17 protein-coding genes and 2 riboswitches are annotated in these 16,163 nt (G+C 28.7%); of the genes, 13 read left to right on the top strand and 4 right to left on the bottom strand.

The window, feature by feature from the left end; genetic code table 11:
- Nucleotides 1-13 precede the first annotated feature (13 nt).
- The 5 genes from EG57_RS0202080 to EG57_RS25645 all read left to right on the top strand — a co-directional run bounded on the left by EG57_RS0202080 (nt 14) and on the right by EG57_RS25645 (nt 4,246).
- Complete coding sequence (locus EG57_RS0202080; protein WP_032075654.1) at nt 14-355, top strand: DUF190 domain-containing protein; 342 nt, start codon at nt 14-16, stop codon at nt 353-355.
- 337 nt (nt 356-692) lie between these two features.
- The gene (locus tag EG57_RS0202075) at nt 693-1,580 is read left to right on the top strand and encodes a sulfite exporter TauE/SafE family protein (protein ID WP_032075653.1); all 888 of its coding nucleotides are present in this window, start codon (nt 693-695) and stop codon (nt 1,578-1,580) included.
- Nucleotides 1,581-1,672: 92 nt separating this feature from the next.
- Nucleotides 1,673-2,449 carry a prolipoprotein diacylglyceryl transferase gene (gene lgt, locus EG57_RS0202070; RefSeq protein ID WP_032075652.1) on the top strand — a complete coding sequence of 259 codons (777 nt, stop codon included), beginning with the start codon at nt 1,673-1,675 and terminating at the stop codon, nt 2,447-2,449.
- Between the two features lie 329 nt (nt 2,450-2,778).
- The gene (locus EG57_RS0202065) at nt 2,779-3,969 is read left to right on the top strand and encodes a CaiB/BaiF CoA transferase family protein (RefSeq protein WP_032075651.1); all 1,191 of its coding nucleotides are present in this window, start codon (nt 2,779-2,781) and stop codon (nt 3,967-3,969) included.
- Nucleotides 3,970-4,090: 121 nt separating this feature from the next.
- Entirely contained in the window at nt 4,091-4,246 is a 156-nt protein-coding gene (locus EG57_RS25645; RefSeq protein ID WP_084572139.1) for a small, acid-soluble spore protein, alpha/beta type, read from the top strand.
- Between the two features lie 309 nt (nt 4,247-4,555).
- Here EG57_RS25645 and EG57_RS0202060 read toward each other — a convergent pair whose 3' ends face one another.
- Both EG57_RS0202060 and EG57_RS27215 read right to left on the bottom strand, forming a co-directional pair.
- Nucleotides 4,556-5,803 (bottom strand): S1C family serine protease, encoded by a 1,248-nt coding sequence (locus tag EG57_RS0202060; RefSeq protein WP_032075650.1) that lies wholly within the window; start codon nt 5,801-5,803, stop codon nt 4,556-4,558.
- A gap of 278 nt (nt 5,804-6,081) precedes the next feature.
- On the bottom strand, nt 6,082-6,210 hold the full coding sequence (locus EG57_RS27215; protein ID WP_278246436.1) for a hypothetical protein: 129 nt from the start codon (nt 6,208-6,210) through the stop codon (nt 6,082-6,084).
- 120 nt (nt 6,211-6,330) lie between these two features.
- Between EG57_RS27215 and EG57_RS0202055 the strand changes: the two genes are divergently transcribed.
- From EG57_RS0202055 to EG57_RS0202035, 5 genes are all read left to right on the top strand, one after another.
- A complete protein-coding gene (locus EG57_RS0202055; RefSeq protein ID WP_032075649.1) occupies nt 6,331-7,959 on the top strand; it encodes a TaqI-like C-terminal specificity domain-containing protein in 1,629 nt (542 codons plus the stop codon).
- 168 nt (nt 7,960-8,127) lie between these two features.
- Nucleotides 8,128-8,228, top strand: a riboswitch (purine riboswitch).
- Between the two features lie 76 nt (nt 8,229-8,304).
- Nucleotides 8,305-9,738, top strand: a complete 1,434-nt coding sequence (locus EG57_RS0202050) for an NCS2 family permease (RefSeq protein ID WP_029160741.1) — start codon at nt 8,305-8,307, stop codon at nt 9,736-9,738.
- Nucleotides 9,739-10,214: 476 nt separating this feature from the next.
- Nucleotides 10,215-10,808: a YdcF family protein gene (locus tag EG57_RS0202045; RefSeq protein ID WP_032075648.1), complete on the top strand. Its 594-nt coding sequence runs from the start codon at nt 10,215-10,217 to the stop codon at nt 10,806-10,808.
- A 106-nt stretch (nt 10,809-10,914) separates the two neighbouring features.
- Nucleotides 10,915-11,160 carry a hypothetical protein gene (locus EG57_RS0202040; protein WP_032075647.1) on the top strand — a complete coding sequence of 82 codons (246 nt, stop codon included), beginning with the start codon at nt 10,915-10,917 and terminating at the stop codon, nt 11,158-11,160.
- Between the two features lie 136 nt (nt 11,161-11,296).
- Nucleotides 11,297-12,133 carry an alpha/beta hydrolase family protein gene (locus EG57_RS0202035; protein ID WP_032075646.1) on the top strand — a complete coding sequence of 279 codons (837 nt, stop codon included), beginning with the start codon at nt 11,297-11,299 and terminating at the stop codon, nt 12,131-12,133.
- Here the strand turns inward: EG57_RS0202035 and EG57_RS0202030 are convergent.
- Both EG57_RS0202030 and EG57_RS0202025 read right to left on the bottom strand, forming a co-directional pair.
- Nucleotides 12,093-12,686, bottom strand: coding sequence for a GDSL-type esterase/lipase family protein (locus tag EG57_RS0202030; RefSeq protein ID WP_032075645.1), 594 nt, complete (start codon nt 12,684-12,686; stop codon nt 12,093-12,095). The genes EG57_RS0202035 and EG57_RS0202030 overlap by 41 nt on opposite strands.
- Nucleotides 12,687-12,710: 24 nt before the next feature.
- Nucleotides 12,711-13,025 carry a hypothetical protein gene (locus EG57_RS0202025; protein ID WP_032075644.1) on the bottom strand — a complete coding sequence of 105 codons (315 nt, stop codon included), beginning with the start codon at nt 13,023-13,025 and terminating at the stop codon, nt 12,711-12,713.
- Between the two features lie 221 nt (nt 13,026-13,246).
- Nucleotides 13,247-13,348, top strand: a riboswitch (purine riboswitch).
- A gap of 110 nt (nt 13,349-13,458) precedes the next feature.
- On the opposite strand from EG57_RS0202025, the gene purE reads away from it, so the two are divergent.
- From purE to purF, 3 genes are read left to right on the top strand one after another with little or no spacing between them, the layout of a single operon-like run.
- A complete protein-coding gene (purE, locus tag EG57_RS0202020) occupies nt 13,459-13,938 on the top strand; it encodes a 5-(carboxyamino)imidazole ribonucleotide mutase (protein ID WP_032075643.1) in 480 nt (159 codons plus the stop codon).
- Between the two features lies 1 nt (nt 13,939).
- Entirely contained in the window at nt 13,940-14,650 is a 711-nt protein-coding gene (gene purC / locus EG57_RS0202015) for a phosphoribosylaminoimidazolesuccinocarboxamide synthase (protein ID WP_032075642.1), read from the top strand.
- A gap of 48 nt (nt 14,651-14,698) precedes the next feature.
- Nucleotides 14,699-16,138: an amidophosphoribosyltransferase gene (gene purF, locus EG57_RS0202010; RefSeq protein WP_052037716.1), complete on the top strand. Its 1,440-nt coding sequence runs from the start codon at nt 14,699-14,701 to the stop codon at nt 16,136-16,138.
- The last annotated feature ends 25 nt before the right edge of the window (nt 16,139-16,163 follow it).

The following is a 16,163-nucleotide window of genomic DNA, read 5'->3' as shown; positions in this document are numbered from 1 at the left end:
GGAGAAGATAATCATGATTTTAAATGGTAAATACAAAATATTAAAAATCTATATAAGTGAAGATTCAAAATACAAAGGACGTAATTTATATCATGCACTAGTAATAAAGTTAAAAGAAATTGGAATGGCAGGTGCAACTGTTACAAGAGGATTAGTTGGATATGGTGAATCTAAAACTATTCACAATGCTAAAATACTTGATTTAAGCTCAAGTCTTCCTATTATCATAGAGGTGATTGATGAAGCTGAAAAAATTGAAAGAGCAATGCCAGTAGTAAAAGAAATGGTAGACAAAGGTTTAGTAATTACTTTCCAGGTTAATGTCGAAAAGTATGGTAAAAACGATGCAGGTTAACAATAATTAAATTTTTCATGGAAATATGTGTTTCTTTCACCATTGATGTAATTATATATCTTAAATAATCATATTGAAATTAAATACTATAGAGTTAATTTATTAACTTTATAGTATTTTTTATAATGTTTTGTAAAAAAATACAGAATTTTATGTAATTTTCCTTATTTCATTGAATTTAAGCGGTTTTATCTCAAATGATTAATAAAAATCAAATAATTACATTTTAATTATATTGAAAAAATATCTGTAATATTATAAAATAATGATAGTACTATGTTAAAAAAAAGACATAAGACCTAAAAAAATAGAAAAAAATGAAGGATAGGTGAAAATTATGTTAAAAGTTGTACTGGGGTTTATGATTGTAAGTGCGTTAGGATTCATAGCAGTACTTATTAAAGATTATATTAAAAAGAAAAATGATGGTACCTTAGAAGAGGGAAGTTTTATAAAGTTCGGTCTTATTGGTATGTTAGCTAACTTTTTTGATACTTTAGGAATAGGAAGTTTTGCTATAGAAACATCTCTATTTAAAAATTTAAAAATGGTAGAAGATAAAAAACTTCCAGGAACATTGAATGTGGCCAATACTATTCCAACGATGACAGAAGCGCTTATATTTATGACTGTAATAAAGGTAGATGCGGTAACTCTTTTTAGTATGTTAGCGGCTGCAGTATTAGGTGCTGTTGTAGGAGCTAAAATTGTTTCTAGATTTAATGAGAAAACGATTCAGGTGGCTATGGGAGTATCTTTAGTAGTAGTAGCTTTACTTATGATAGCAGGACTATTAAATTTATATCCAGTAGGTGGAGATGCCACAGGTTTAACGGGAGCAAAACTTGTAATTGGAATAATAGGAAATTTTGTTTTTGGAGCACTTATGACAGTGGGAATAGGACTTTATGCACCTTGTATGGCTTTAGTATTTGCATTAGGAATGGGACCTAAGGTAGCCTTCCCTATAATGATGGGTTCATGTGCATTGTTAATGCCTTTCTCATCTTACCAATTTATAAAAAGTGGAGCATATTCAAGTAAGGCTTCAGTGTCTATAGCTGTATTAGGTACTGTAGGAGTGTTGATAGCTGCATATATTGTTAAATCATTGCCTTTAAATATTTTAAAATGGGTAGTTACTTGTGTAATAATTTATACTTCATATATGATGTTTAAATCTGCTAAAGCTAGTAGAAAAATATCAACTGAAGTTGAAGGTTAACAAATTATTAAGACTTCCAGTAGAATATATACTACTGGAAGTCTTTTATGTATAATGATAGTATTTAAAAATTAAATAAAGGATGTGGTTTTATGAATCCTATAGCTTTTTCTATTAATGGCTTTGATGTAAGATGGTATGGGGTAATTATAGGTACTGGAGTTATACTGGCTCTTATGCTGGGAAATATAAATTGTAAAGCTAGGAATTATAATTTTGATAATATCATTGATGTATTTTTAATTTCATTTCCATTTGCTATAATAGGAGCAAGAGCTTATTATGTATTTTTTGAATTTGATCAGTACAGGAACAATATTATAGATATGTTTAATATAAGATTAGGTGGGTTGGCTATTCATGGAGGTATATTATTTGGTTTAGCTACAGCTTTCATTTATACTAGATATAAAAAAATAAACTTTTTAGAGTTAGCGGATATAGCAGCACCTTCTATAGTGTTAGGTCAGGCTATAGGAAGATGGGGAAACTTTTTTAATGGAGAAGCCCATGGAGGTGTTGTATCTTACCAATTTATAAGTCAGTTTCCTCTATTTATACAAAAAGGAATGTATATAGATGGAAGTTATTATCATCCCACTTTTTTATATGAATCTATTTGGAATTTATGCGTTTGCTTAATACTTATTTATTTGCTGCGAAGAGTATTAAAAGATGGAACTGTAATTTTGTCTTATGTAGGTTTGTATTCTTTAGGAAGATTTTTTATAGAAGGATTAAGAACAGATAGTTTAATGTTTTATGGTATTAGAACAGCACAATTGGTAAGTATTTTTGGAATGATTTTTAGTATTACGTTTCTTATATTTATATATAAGAAGCATTCCTTTACAAAAAAATTAACTTAAAAGAAAATTGAAGAGCTATGGATTGGGACTGTGGCACTAAGAATAAATAGTACAGTATATTGTATGTAGATTTCTTAATGTGACAGTTCCTTGTATTTTAAATACACAATTGTATTAATTATGAGTATAATAGTAAATTTCAGCAATATGACGGAATGATTTAGAAGTTGGCACAATAATTTTAAGCTTGAGTCTGTTTCGTTGACAAAAGCATTATGGCAGTCTAGAATGAAGATAAAGGTACCTGATAAAATTAACTTTTATGGAAAATAATTCAATACATATGATGGTTAACACATAAAAGTAAATTTATAAGGGGAGATGATTTTATGAAAAAAGCATTAGAAGGCTTTAAAGTATTGGATTTAACCCATGCTTATAATGGTCCATTTTGTACTACTATTTTAGCAGACAACGGTGCCGAAGTAATAAAAATTGAAAGTCCTAAAGGAGATCAATGTAGAGCTTGGGGGCCTATAGATGCTAAAAGTGGAGAGAGCGGATTTTATGCTTTTTTAAATAGAAACAAGAAAGGTGTTACATTAAATTTGAAGAGCGAGGAAGGTAGAAATATATTTTTAAATATGGTCAAAGATGCTGATGTAGTGGTAGAGAATTATAGACCAGGAGTTATGAAAAAATTAGGAATAGAATATGATGTGTTAAAAAAGTATAATTCTAAGATAATATTAGCCTCTGGCTCAGGGTTTGGACAAAATGGACCTATACATGATAGGCCTTGTTATGACATAGTAGCTCAATCTATGGGAGGGATGGTTAATTTAACTGGGTTTGCTAATGAGCCTCCTGTTAAAGTAGGCCCTTCTATAGCTGATAATGTTACAGGGATATATTTATGTGTTGGAGTTTTAATGGCTCTTTTAAATAGAGAAAAGACTGGAGAAGGACAAATGGTTGATGTTGCAATGCTAGATACTATTTTTTCTATTCTAGAAAATGCAATAGTTATAAATACACTTACAGGACAAATTCCTCATAGACAGGGAAATATTGATCCATCTATAGCACCTTTTGATATTTATAAGGCTAAAGATGGTTATGTAGCTTTGGGTGTTGGTAATGATAAGCTTTGGTCTAAATTTTGTGAAGTAATAGAAAAACCAGAGCTAGTTAAAAATGAAAAGTTTTTAACTAATGATTCCAGATGTAAAAATTATAATCCAGAATTAAAAAATATAATTGCTGAATGGGTAAAGGATAAAACAAAAAAAGAACTAGATGATATGTTTGAAAAGGCAGGAATACCTTGTGGACCAGTTCTTGATATGAAGGAAGCTATTAATCATCCACAAATTCAAGCTAGAGAAATGATGGTTCATATCAATCATCCAACTATAGGGGAGATGTATTTTCAAGGAGTTCCCATTAAATTTTCAAGAACTCCAGGTAGTGTAGATAAACCAGCACCATTGTTGGGTCAGCATAATGAAGAAATACTTGGAAAGATGGGTATAAGTAAATCTCAATTAACTGATATGAAATTAAGAGGAATAATTTAGAATAAAATATTTATATGAATTTTTAATATATTTCTTTTTATGGGTTAGATTATAAAGTGAAACTTATTTAAAATTTTTACTAAAATATAATCTTGCATATAAAAAAGGAGGTATATTAAAATTGTCTCATAAAAATAATAAAAATAGCAAAGATAATAAGAAAGCTGGAGAAAAGACTAAAAAAGAGATTGAAGATATGAAAATGGAAATTTCTAATGATATAGGATTTTCAAGTCAAACTAAAAAACTTGGAAAGAATAAAGCTAAAGAAGATTAGTGTAATAATCAGAATGTGACGCAAATAAATTTGCGTCACAATTTTTTGAAAGAAGATACCTCAGCATATTTATTTTGAGTACACGTACTAATAAATAGCTGAGGCATCTAACGGAGGATAGAACTATTGAGTATTTTTTTACGTAATAATTACAATCAAATGGTTATGATGCAAAAATTACTTATAAGTAAATTATACCATTAATCCTATGGATTAATAAAGTAAAATATCAGATAACAATTAATTTTATCCCATGGCTACCATTATTGATACACCATCTAAACTTAAGAAACACTTGATATTTGTAAGTTATTCTGATAACTTTAATTTTAAGTTCTTAGTTGAACCATCTCTATATACTTCCAAGTTTATTTCATCACCAGATTTGTGTTTGGATTTTATAGTATTCATACTATCTACGGATTTTACTGATTTACCATCAAATTTTGTAATTATATCTCCAGCTTGTAAACCAGCTTTTTCAGCAGGACTAAATTCTTGAACTTGAATTACAGCAACTCCCTCAGGAACATTATTTTGTTTAGCTACATCTGAAGAAATATCTCTACAAGAAATTCCTATTTTTAATATAGGTTTTAAAAGACTATCTATTTTAGGTTTAATTGAATCCATAGGAATTGCAAAACCTAAACCTTCAACTCCATTACCACCAACCTTAGCAGTATTTATACCTATTACTTGCCCTTGAGAGTTTACTAAAGCACCACCACTATTACCAGGATTTATAGCTGCATCTGTTTGTAAGAAAGTTTGCTTTGTAGTATTTTTAGTGTTTTCTTGAATTTGTCTATTCTTAGCACTTATAACACCAGTTGTTACAGAACCTAATAGTTCCTTGCCTAAAGGATTACCAATAGCAACTACAGGATCACCAACTTGAAGAGCATCTGAGCTTCCAAGTTCAGCTACAGCAGGCATTTTTACATTGTCAGTAACTTTTATTATTGCTAAATCCATATTTTCATCATAGTTTATTACTTTTGCAGATACTTCTTTGTTGTTATTGAATATTACTTTTACTTGTTGAGCACCATCAATAACATGATTATTTGTTAAAATATATCCTTGATCATTTATTATAATACCTGATCCCATACCTTCCTGTTTTTCAGCAAATCCATAATCATTCTGAGAAATGCCTGTTGTAGAAACACCAACCACAGCAGGTCCAACCTTTTGTGCTATTTGAGCTACAGTTAAAGAGCCCTTTGTAGATACAGTTGATGCATTAATATAATTTGTAGAAGTAGCGGTAGTTCCACTTTTTAAGTTTTGATATAAAGGTGAATTTTTGAAAAAGTTAGAGTTAGGAAGATAATATAACGTGGCTGCAGTGGAAGCTGTTCCAGCTACGATACTGCAAATCAATCCAACTATTACATAGGAAACAAGTCCTCTTTTTATCCTTACTTTATGTTTAAAAAATTTATTTTGAAAGTTATAGTTGTCATTATTGTTATTAAAATCTTTACCTTCACTGATGTTGTTAGTATTAATTAACTGAGATTCGTTTTTTTCATTATTTAAGTTATCCATGATAAGTACCTCCTTAGGTTTTTCTTGTACTATATTTAATATATTAGAGTTATTTTGTGACATTTTTATGTCAAAATTATGAACACAATATAACTTTTCTGTATAATAATTGTTAATATATTCAATAATTATTATATTAAAAAGTTATATTGATATCTATTTCCCAAGAAATAAATACTCTATAGTTACTTATGTATTTTAAATGGAATTAATGATAAATAAATTAAAAGTAAAAATGGTATTAAAATTTATTAAATAATAAGTAAGAGCTCCCTTGATTAAGGAGCTCTATTAATATCCAAAGTACTTTGAGGATTCCTTTTTTTCATTTCATCTTCACTAGTAACTATTGGTTTTCGAGGTCTTTTCTTTTCCATTTTCTTCTCTTTTTTACTTTCATTATGCATAAAAACAACCCCTTTCAATAATAATATGCTAACCATAAAAAACTTATTTATGCCATGAAAAAAATGTGATAACATATAATGTGTGTTTGTAAATAATTTATAAAATTAAGAAGGTTTAATATGTATAAAGACGTTAAATTAGAAAAAAGTTATGATGTTCTTATGGAAAAAAGCCAAAGAAAAAGTTATGGGTGTTTTTATACACCAAGTTATATTATAGAATATATTATAAAAAATACTTTTGATAATTTAAATGTTATAAAAACACCTTTTGTTAAAATTCTTGATCCTTCTTGTGGTTCAGGATATTTTTTAATTAAAATAATTAAATTTTTGATGGAGGAATTTACTAAAAATATTGATGCTTTGTCAAAAAAGTATGGAGAAGAAGAGTATATTATAAATGGAGATTGTAAGTTAAAAGGTAAAGATTATTGGAAAGTAGAGAACATAGGTTTACATATAGTAAATCATTGTATTTATGGTGCAGATATAGATTATAATGCAGTAGAAATATGTAAACGAAATATAATTTCTACTTGTAAAAATAGGAAAGGACTTATTTTAAATGTAATTTGCTGCGATAGTTTAATTAAATGGGAAAAAGTACATATAAATGAAACAGAAAAATTAAAGTGCTTATGTGATTTTTGGAGTAAAAAATATGACTACATTATAGGAAATCCCCCTTGGGTTTCTTTAAACAGAAAGAATAAACAGTGCAAAGATATAGAGCTAATAAATTATTATATGAGTGAATATGAGGGAAACATATATTTACCTAATCTTTATGAATATTTTTTGAAAAGATCCTTACAAGTATTAAAAGTACATGGAAGGATTGGATTTGTACTGCCTGATAGATTTGCAAGAAATCTTCAATATAAAAATTTTAGAAAAAAAATAATTTTAAATTATAATATAAAAGATCTTGCTTTTGAAATAAAGTTTCCAAGTATAAATACAGATGTAATGATCTTTATATTAGAAAGAAGTCACAGTAAAAATAATAAAATACATTTATATATAGATAAAAAAAGAAATTATAGAATTTATCAAAGTGAATATTTAAAAAATGAAAATTATGAATTTCTATATAATAGTAATAGTTTTAATTTGGATATCAAGAAAAAAATAGAAATGAATAGTAAATTTCTTGGAGACATATGTACAACTTTTACAGGATTCATAGGAAATTCTAAAGAAATAAAAAAATTTAGAGTAAACGATAAGCAAATAAGTATACTAAAAGGAGAGAATATAACTAATTTTAAAATTTTAAATAAGTTTTATTATGAATTTGAAAAGCAAAATATAAAGGGAGGAACCAGCAATATAAGAAAATTGACTTATTCACCTAAAATAGTAGTAAGAAAAACAGGGAATACTATAATTGCAGCTTTGGATGAAGATGGAATTGCTATAGAACAATCTTTGTATGGCATAATTAATTTAGATAAAAGATTTTCTTACAAGTATATATTAGGCATATTAAATTCTAAATTAATGCAGTGGTATTATTCCAGTTTTCTTATAACAAATTCAAATTCAATTCCTCAACTTAAGAAGTATAGCTTAAATGAAATACCTATAAAGTTTTGTGACATCAAGCAGCAGTATAAGATAGAAAATTTAGTAGATAAAATTAGTAAACAGCATAATTTATATGAAAAATTTAAGGATGAACTGGACAACGAAGTTTTTGATTTATATGAAATAAATGACAAGTATAGAGATAAATTGCTGTAAAAGTTTAATTACTAAAGAATTTACTGATGAGTATATTTATAATGTTCGTCATGTAACGAATATTTTAAATACAAATGGAATACATAGTAAATTCTGAGTAGAACATTATATCAAAAAAATGTTTAAACATATTGACTTTATACTTTATCAATGCTAACATATATAACGTAATATAATTAGATAGTCATCCGTATAATCTTGAAGATATGGTTCAAGAGTTTCTACCAGAATACCTTAAATATCTGACTATGGGTGGATCCGTGAAATTTATATTTAAAAAATTAAATTTCTGTTTTGGATTTGCTTAAAATCTGAACAGAAATTTTTTTATTGAGGAGGAAAAATATGTATATGGAAAGATCTAATCCAGAAGAACCAAAGAAATCATTTTTAAATTCATTTTTTAAGTTGTCAGAGAACAATACCAATGTTAAAACAGAAATATTGGCCGGAATTACTACATTTATTACTATGGCATATATAATTTTCGTAAATCCTTCAATACTTATGCAGGCAGGAATGAATTCAAAAGGACTTATGGGAGATGCAGCAGTAAAGGCTGGATTATCAGCTATTAACGATCCAGTTGTAGCTTCAATATTTGGAGCTACTTGTATAGCAGCAGCAGTTGGTACATTAGTAATGGCTCTTTATGCTAACCTTCCTTTTGCGCAAGCACCAGGAATGGGACTTAATGCATTCTTTACTTATAGTGTATGTTTAACTTTAAATTATACATGGCAGCAAGCTTTAGCAGCTGTATTTATATCAGGAATACTTTTTATAATAATTACAGTTACTTCAATAAGAGAAAAAATAGTTGACGCATTACCACATAATTTGAAACTCGCAATTTCAGGTGGTATAGGATTGTTTGTAGCACTTGTAGGTTTAAAAGGCGGCGGAATAATAGTAGCAAGCAGTAGTACGCTAGTAACCTTTGGAAAGTTTACAGATCCTCATGTTTTGGTAACAGTTATAGGTATAGCAATAACTGGAATTTTAATGGCAAGAGGAGTTAAAGGTGCAATATTAATAGGTATAATACTTACTACTATAGTTGGAATTCCTTTTGGTATAACACATCTTGCAAATGTAAAAATAATAAGTGCGCCTCCATCTTTAGCACCAACATTATTTGCGTTTGATTTTAAAGGACTTTTAGGATTAGGAAAAGCAGGAATGCTTGGAGCTTTTACAAGTCTAATTATGGTTGTTATAACTTTCAGTTTAGTAGATTTATTTGATACTATTGGAACTTTAGTTGGAACTGCACAAAAAGCTAAAATGCTAGATAAAGACGGAAAAGTAAAGAACATGCATAAGGCTCTTTTATCAGATGCAGTAGCAACTACAGTAGGATCAGTACTTGGAACAAGTACAGTAGTAACTTATGTTGAATCCACATCAGGAGTATCAGAAGGTGGAAGAACAGGACTAACATCTCTTACAACTGCTGTATTATTTATACTAGCATTATTCTTTGGAGGACTTGTAGGTGTAGTTCCATCGGAGGCTACAGCACCAGCGCTTGTAATAGTTGGAGTTCTTATGATTGGAGCTATAACAAAAATTAATTTTGAAGATTTTACAGAAGCTCTTCCAGCATTTTTCACTATAGCTATTATGCCATTTAGTTACAGTATAGCTAATGGTATAGCAGCAGGAATAATATTTTATCCAATAGTAAAAATAGCGACTGGAAAATCTAAAGAAGTTCATCCTATAGTATATGTACTTGCTTTATTGTTTATATTAAGATTTACATTACTCCCATAAGAAAGTTTAAATATTTTAGAGTATATAAATATGTAATTATTATTTATATGCTCTATTTTTATTTTTTGTATAATTAGCAACTTGATTTTCATAGTCTAAAATGTTGCGAAGTAACTTTTTTAGTTAATAGTTAAGAATGAAGAATTAATAGTTAATGTGGATTTTTTTCCGCTACACTACAAAAAATCTTTAATTAAATTTTTGAATGCTCGTTTTGATAAAGCAAAACATTGCTGGTTTATATAATTTAAAGATTTTTCGCGATAGCTAAAAATCATCCTTCACTATTAATTCTTAACTTGCGAAGCATTGCTTCGCATTATGCTCAGTTTTTGACGTAAAGAAGAAAATTTATCCTCAATGTCTCTTCTGTCCTTTGATTAGATATTAATAATATATTAAATTATCTAAATTTTGGTTGAATTGCTATATTAAATAAATTACTATTAATGAAGAGGAAATTATAGGGGGGGATTATGATTAAAATTAAAAAGTTTATTTTGTATGGAATAGCAGTAATAACAGTTTGTGTCATGGTTTTTGCTTTTCAAGTTATTTATTTTGGAGAAAGTGCAAAACCTGAAAAATCTGATTGTATAATTGTGTTAGGATGTAAGGTTTATGGAAGTACTCCAAGTCCTTTTCTTGTTTGGAGAACAGACGAAGGTCTTAGACTGCTTAAAGAAGGGTATGGCAAGTATTTGATAGTGTCTGGTGGAAAAGGTGAGGGAGAGAGTATATCTGAAGCCGAAGCCATGAAAAAATATTTGATTTCTAAAGGTGTAGATTCTTCTAAGATAATATTAGAAGATAAGTCAGCATCAACTATGGCTAATTTAATAAATTCAAAGAGTATAATGGAAAAAAAGAATTTTAAAACAGCCATTATAGTATCTAATAAATATCACTTAAAAAGAGCCTCTTTAATGGCTGCTGATCAAGGAATAAAAGCAAGTTATTCTGGTGTTTTTGTTAAACCTTATAAATCACATGAATTTGTTGGATACATTAGAGAAGTTCCTGCTCTTATGAAGTATTATTCTTTAAAAGCTTATTCTAAAATATTTTAAATAAAAAAGGAAATATTCAGAAAACATAGAATATATAAAATATAGCGGAATATTTGTGCTTAATTAAAAATTAATATTAAGAACGATAAATTAGGAGGTAATACTGATGAGCAAAATTTATTACTGCATGGAATGCAAGAGAGTAATAGAAAGTGACAAGGTATGTGATTATTGTAAAAGTGAAAATTTGAAACAACTTACAATTAAAGCTCCTGTAAATGTTATTGGAACTAAAATAAAAGGTAAGGTTTTTAAACTTAAGGATGGGAAAGTAGATGTTTTAATAAGAAACGAAGCTAATGAGAAACTTTTAAAAGAATACGAACCTACACAATTGAAAAAGTTATTGTAATTTTGAATAGGAAAGAGACTGTTTTTATAGTCTCTTTTAATATGCATGAATTTAAGTTTTCATTTTTACAATAGTTAAACTATGATAAAATATGAATAAAGATAATACAAATATGATAAAAAAGGGGGATTTTTGCTTGAGATACGATTTGATTTTTAAAGATGATGTTGAAGTTGATACAGAATATCCAGCTTGTATAAAAACAGTAGTTTTGAGAAGTGAAGAAAAAAGATGTTTAGGCTCAATGTACATAGCACAAGGGAAAGGTCCACACCCTACTATAAACTTGCTGCATGGATTTCCAGGATATGAACAAAATATTGATTTGGCACAGGTCTTAAGACGTATAGGATATAACGTACTTATATTTCACTACAGAGGTTCTTGGGGAAGTAGTGGTAGTTATTCTTTTAGTAATATACTGGAAGATGTACAAGTATCTATGAAATTTTTAAATTCAGAAGAAGCGTTAAATGAATATAGAGTAGATAAAAACAAGATAACTCTTATAGGACATAGTATGGGAGGTTTTGCTACTTTAATGATTGCTGCTAAAAGTCCTCAGATAAAAGCTGCAGTGTCAATATCAGGATTCAATTTAGGAGCTTTTGCTGAGAATATTAAAGAAAGTAAAGAAAAAATAAGAAAATCAATAGAGGAATGGATAGAAAACATATATCCACTTAATGCAACATGTGCGAAAAGGTTAGTTAATGAAGCTTTAAATAATCTGCATAATTATAATGTTATAAGTTATGCAGATAATCTATCTAAGCTGCCATTGTTATTAATTGCAGGAACCCGAGATAATGATGCTCCTTTAAGTATTCACCATGCTCCACTTGTAAATGCCTTAAAGGAAAGAAATCCTAAAGATTTAGAAGAAATTATATTGGATTCAGATCATGCATTTTCGGATAAAAGAATTTCACTCATTCAAGGCATAGTTTCATGGCTTGAAAGACATCAATAACACATTGATACATTAATTTATGTCCAAGAGCAGTTGGATGAAGACCGTCTACATATAACTCTCTTGGATCTTTATTTTTTAAAGCTTCTTTAAAACATTTATGAAAGTCTATATAGTTTATTTTGGATTTATTGCAAAAGTCCATTATCCAATGTCTATAATCTTCAACTATATTATTTACTAAGTTATAATTTACATCTCTACTCCATTTTTTTTCTGCTAAGACAGCATCTATAGGAGGTTCTATGCCTACTATTGGTACGATATTATAGTTTAAGGCTTCTTTTAATAATTCTCCTAAATTATTTCTAACCATATCTAATTGTCGTCCACACATAAAATCATTACAACCACCCATGATAATTACATGAGATGGATTAAGAGTAATTACATCTTCATAAGATCTAGATAACATTCCGGCAGTAGTGTCTCCATTTACTCCTTTGTTTATAATTTCTATATCGAATTTGTTATCTAATAAACATACCCAACAATCTTTTTTAAAAACTCCATAGCCAAAAGTAATACTATCACCTATACATACTAATTTCATATAGACAAATCCTTTCTTTTTAAATTATTTTTTTGAAGATGCCTTAAGTTCTATAAGAAGTTCCTGCTGTTTTAAAATTTGTTGTTGAATGGACCAAGCATTGGCACCATAAATAAAGTTGTTATTTAAAATACTTTTTAAGTTTGTCTGGCTTTCGCTGGTTAATGAATTTAAAAGATTTTCCTGATGAACTTCAGGTATAGAATAAAAGACTTCCTTTATTTCTTCATTGAAAGCTTTTAAATTACTTTTTAATTCTTCTGTCCTTTTCTTAAAGTTATTTTTACATACAAAAAGTGATGCTGCAACTATAAATATAAAAAAAATTAAAATACCCATTAAAATACCTTCCTTAAATTTATTAAGTATATTATAGCAAAGTTAGAACATTGATGTTAAGCTTTTATTTTTAATGTTAAATTCTGTGTTATAATCTATAGTTCGTAATGGTACGAACTATAAAACTTAAAAGTAATATAAAAAACTACAAAAATACGAATATTTTTATATATAGTGGTGAAAACATATTGATTTTTAAAAAATAATATGCTACCATAAATACGTAAGATGAATAAAACATCCATATAATCCTGATAATAAGGTTCGGGAGTTTCTACTAGGGAACCGTTAATTTCCTTTCTATGGGTTAATCTGAAGAATATGATACTTTTAGTTTTTTCTGAAGGTATCTTTAAAATTCTGCTGCCAGATTCCCTGTGAATTGGTGGTGGAATTTTTTATTGTAAATATTGAAAAATGAGGGGGAACTTTAATGAAAGTTGCTATTATTTTTGGAAGTAAGTCAGATACAGAAAAAATGAAGGGAGCTGCTAATGCATTAAAAGAGTTTGGAATAGATTATAAAGCTTACATACTCTCAGCACATAGGGTTCCAGAAAAGCTTATGGAAACAATTAAAAATATAGAAAATGAAGGTTGTGAATGTATAATAGCAGGAGCAGGTCTTGCAGCCCATTTACCAGGGGTTATAGCCTCACATACAATTCTTCCTGTAATAGGAGTTCCTATTAACGCAGCAATAGGTGGAATGGATTCACTTTTAGCTATAGTTCAAATGCCAAAATCAATTCCAGTGGCAACAGTAGGTATTAACAACAGTTATAATGCTGGAATGCTTGCAGTTCAAATGTTATCTTTAAAATATCCAGAAATTAAAGAAAAACTTAAAAAATATAGAAAAGATATGAAAGAAAAATTTATAAAAGATAATGAAGAGGGAGTGGAGTTATAAAATGGAAAAGAGAGAAATGATATACGAAGGAAAAGCTAAGAAGGTATATGCTACAGATGACAAGGATAAGGTAGTTGTTTATTATAAAGATGATGCTACAGCTTTTAACGGAGAGAAAAAAGGACAAATAGAAGACAAAGGTGTTATGAATAATTCAATTACTTCAGCGTTATTTGAATTATTAGAGAAAAACGGAGTAAAAACTCACTTTGAAAAGAAATTAAACGAAAGAGAACAGCTTTGTAAAAAAGTAGAAATAGTTCCTCTTGAAGTTATAGTTAGAAATGTTGCAGCTGGAAGTATGGCTAAAAGATATGGTTTACAAGAAGGATTTGAACTTAAAACTACAGTATTAGAATTAAGCTATAAAAATGATGACTTAGGAGACCCTCTTATTAATGACTATCATGCAGTAGCTATGGGAATTACAACTTTTGATGAATTAAAAACTATATATGGTATGGCATCAAAGGTTAATGATGTTTTAAAGGAATTCTTCTTAAAACAAAATATAAAATTAATAGATTTTAAATTAGAGTTTGGAAGATTTAATGGAGAAATACTTTTAGCAGATGAAATATCACCAGATACATGCAGATTCTGGGATGCAAAAACTAATGAAAAATTAGATAAAGATAGATTTAGAAGAGATCTAGGTAATGTTAAGGAAGCTTATATTGAAATATTAAATAGAATAGGTGCAAATAATTAGTACATTTATATAGTACTATTTAAAAATTAAAAAGAGGGGAATCTTATAATGTGCAATTTAAAAGAATGTATGAATAAGTCTTTAGTATTTGATTTAGAAGAAGATAAATTCAAAGATGAATGTGGTGTTTTTGGTATTTTTTCACCAGATAATTTAGATGTAGCATCTATAACTTACTATGGACTTTATGCACTTCAACATAGAGGACAAGAGAGTGCTGGAATAGCTACATCAGACGGTAAAGAATTAAAATGTTATAAAGATATGGGCCTTGTTTCAGATGTATTTGATCAAGATATAATAAAGGATTTAAAAGGAATAAGCGCAATAGGTCATGTTAGATATTCTACTACTGGTTCAAGCAATGCAAACAATGCGCAGCCTCTAGTTGTAAGATATAAACTAGGTTCCCTTGCAATTGCTCACAATGGAAATTTAGTTAATACAGATGTTATAAGAGAACTTTTAGAAGAGGGAGGATCTGTTTTCCAAACTTCTATTGATACAGAAGTAATCCTAAATTTAATAGCTAAGGGTGCAAAAAAAGGTATAGAAACAGCAGTAGTTAATGCTATTCAGGCAGTAAAAGGATCTTATGCAATTGTGCTTTTAACTCAAGATAAACTTATAGGAGTACGTGATCCAAATGGTATAAGACCACTTTGCATAGGTAAGATAAATGATAGTTATATATTGTGCTCTGAAAGCTGTGCACTTGATTCTGTAGGAGCAGAATTTATAAGAGATGTAGAACCTGGAGAAATTGTAATTATAGATAAAGAAGGAATCAGATCTATAAATTTTGCAGAAAAAACAAAGTGTGAAACTTGTTGTTTTGAGTATATATATTTTGCAAGGCCAGATAGTACTATAGATGGTATAAATGTTTATAGTTCAAGAGTGAAAACAGGCAAAAAACTATATGAAGAATGTCCAGCAGAAGCGGATATAGTTATAGGAGTACCTGATTCTGGCATACCAGCAGCTGTAGGATATGCAGAAGCTTCAGGAATACCTTATGGAACAGGATTTATAAAAAATAAGTATGTAGGAAGAACATTTATAACTCCTTCACAAGAATTAAGAGAAAGAGCAGTTTCAGTTAAACTTAATCCTTTAAAGGTAAATGTAGAAGGAAAAAGAGTTATAATTGTCGATGATTCCATAGTAAGGGGTACTACAAGTAGAAAATTAGTAGAAGCTTTGAGAAAGGCTGGAGCTAAGGAAGTTCATTTTAGAGTTTCATCACCTGTAGTAAAATATCCTTGTTATTTTGGAATAGATACTCCTTATAGAAGTGAGCTAATAGGAGCTCATGCTGAATTAGAAGAAATAAGACAGGAAATAGGTTCAGATAGTTTAGGATATGTAAGTATTCCAGGGCTTTTAGAGGCTTTAGACATAAATAAAGGTTTTTGTCTTGGATGCTTTAGCGGAGTTTATCCAGTATCAGCTCCTATGGAACAGGCTAAGGATCATTTAGAATAAATAGGAGATACTTATGGTATCTCCA

The sequence above is a fragment of the Clostridium drakei genome, from assembly GCF_000633595.2.
GTDB classification, from domain to species: Bacteria; Bacillota; Clostridia; order Clostridiales; family Clostridiaceae; genus Clostridium_AM; species Clostridium_AM drakei.
The sequence above is the reverse complement of the archived record's forward strand: the minus strand, read 5'-3'. Positions and strand labels throughout refer to the sequence as shown.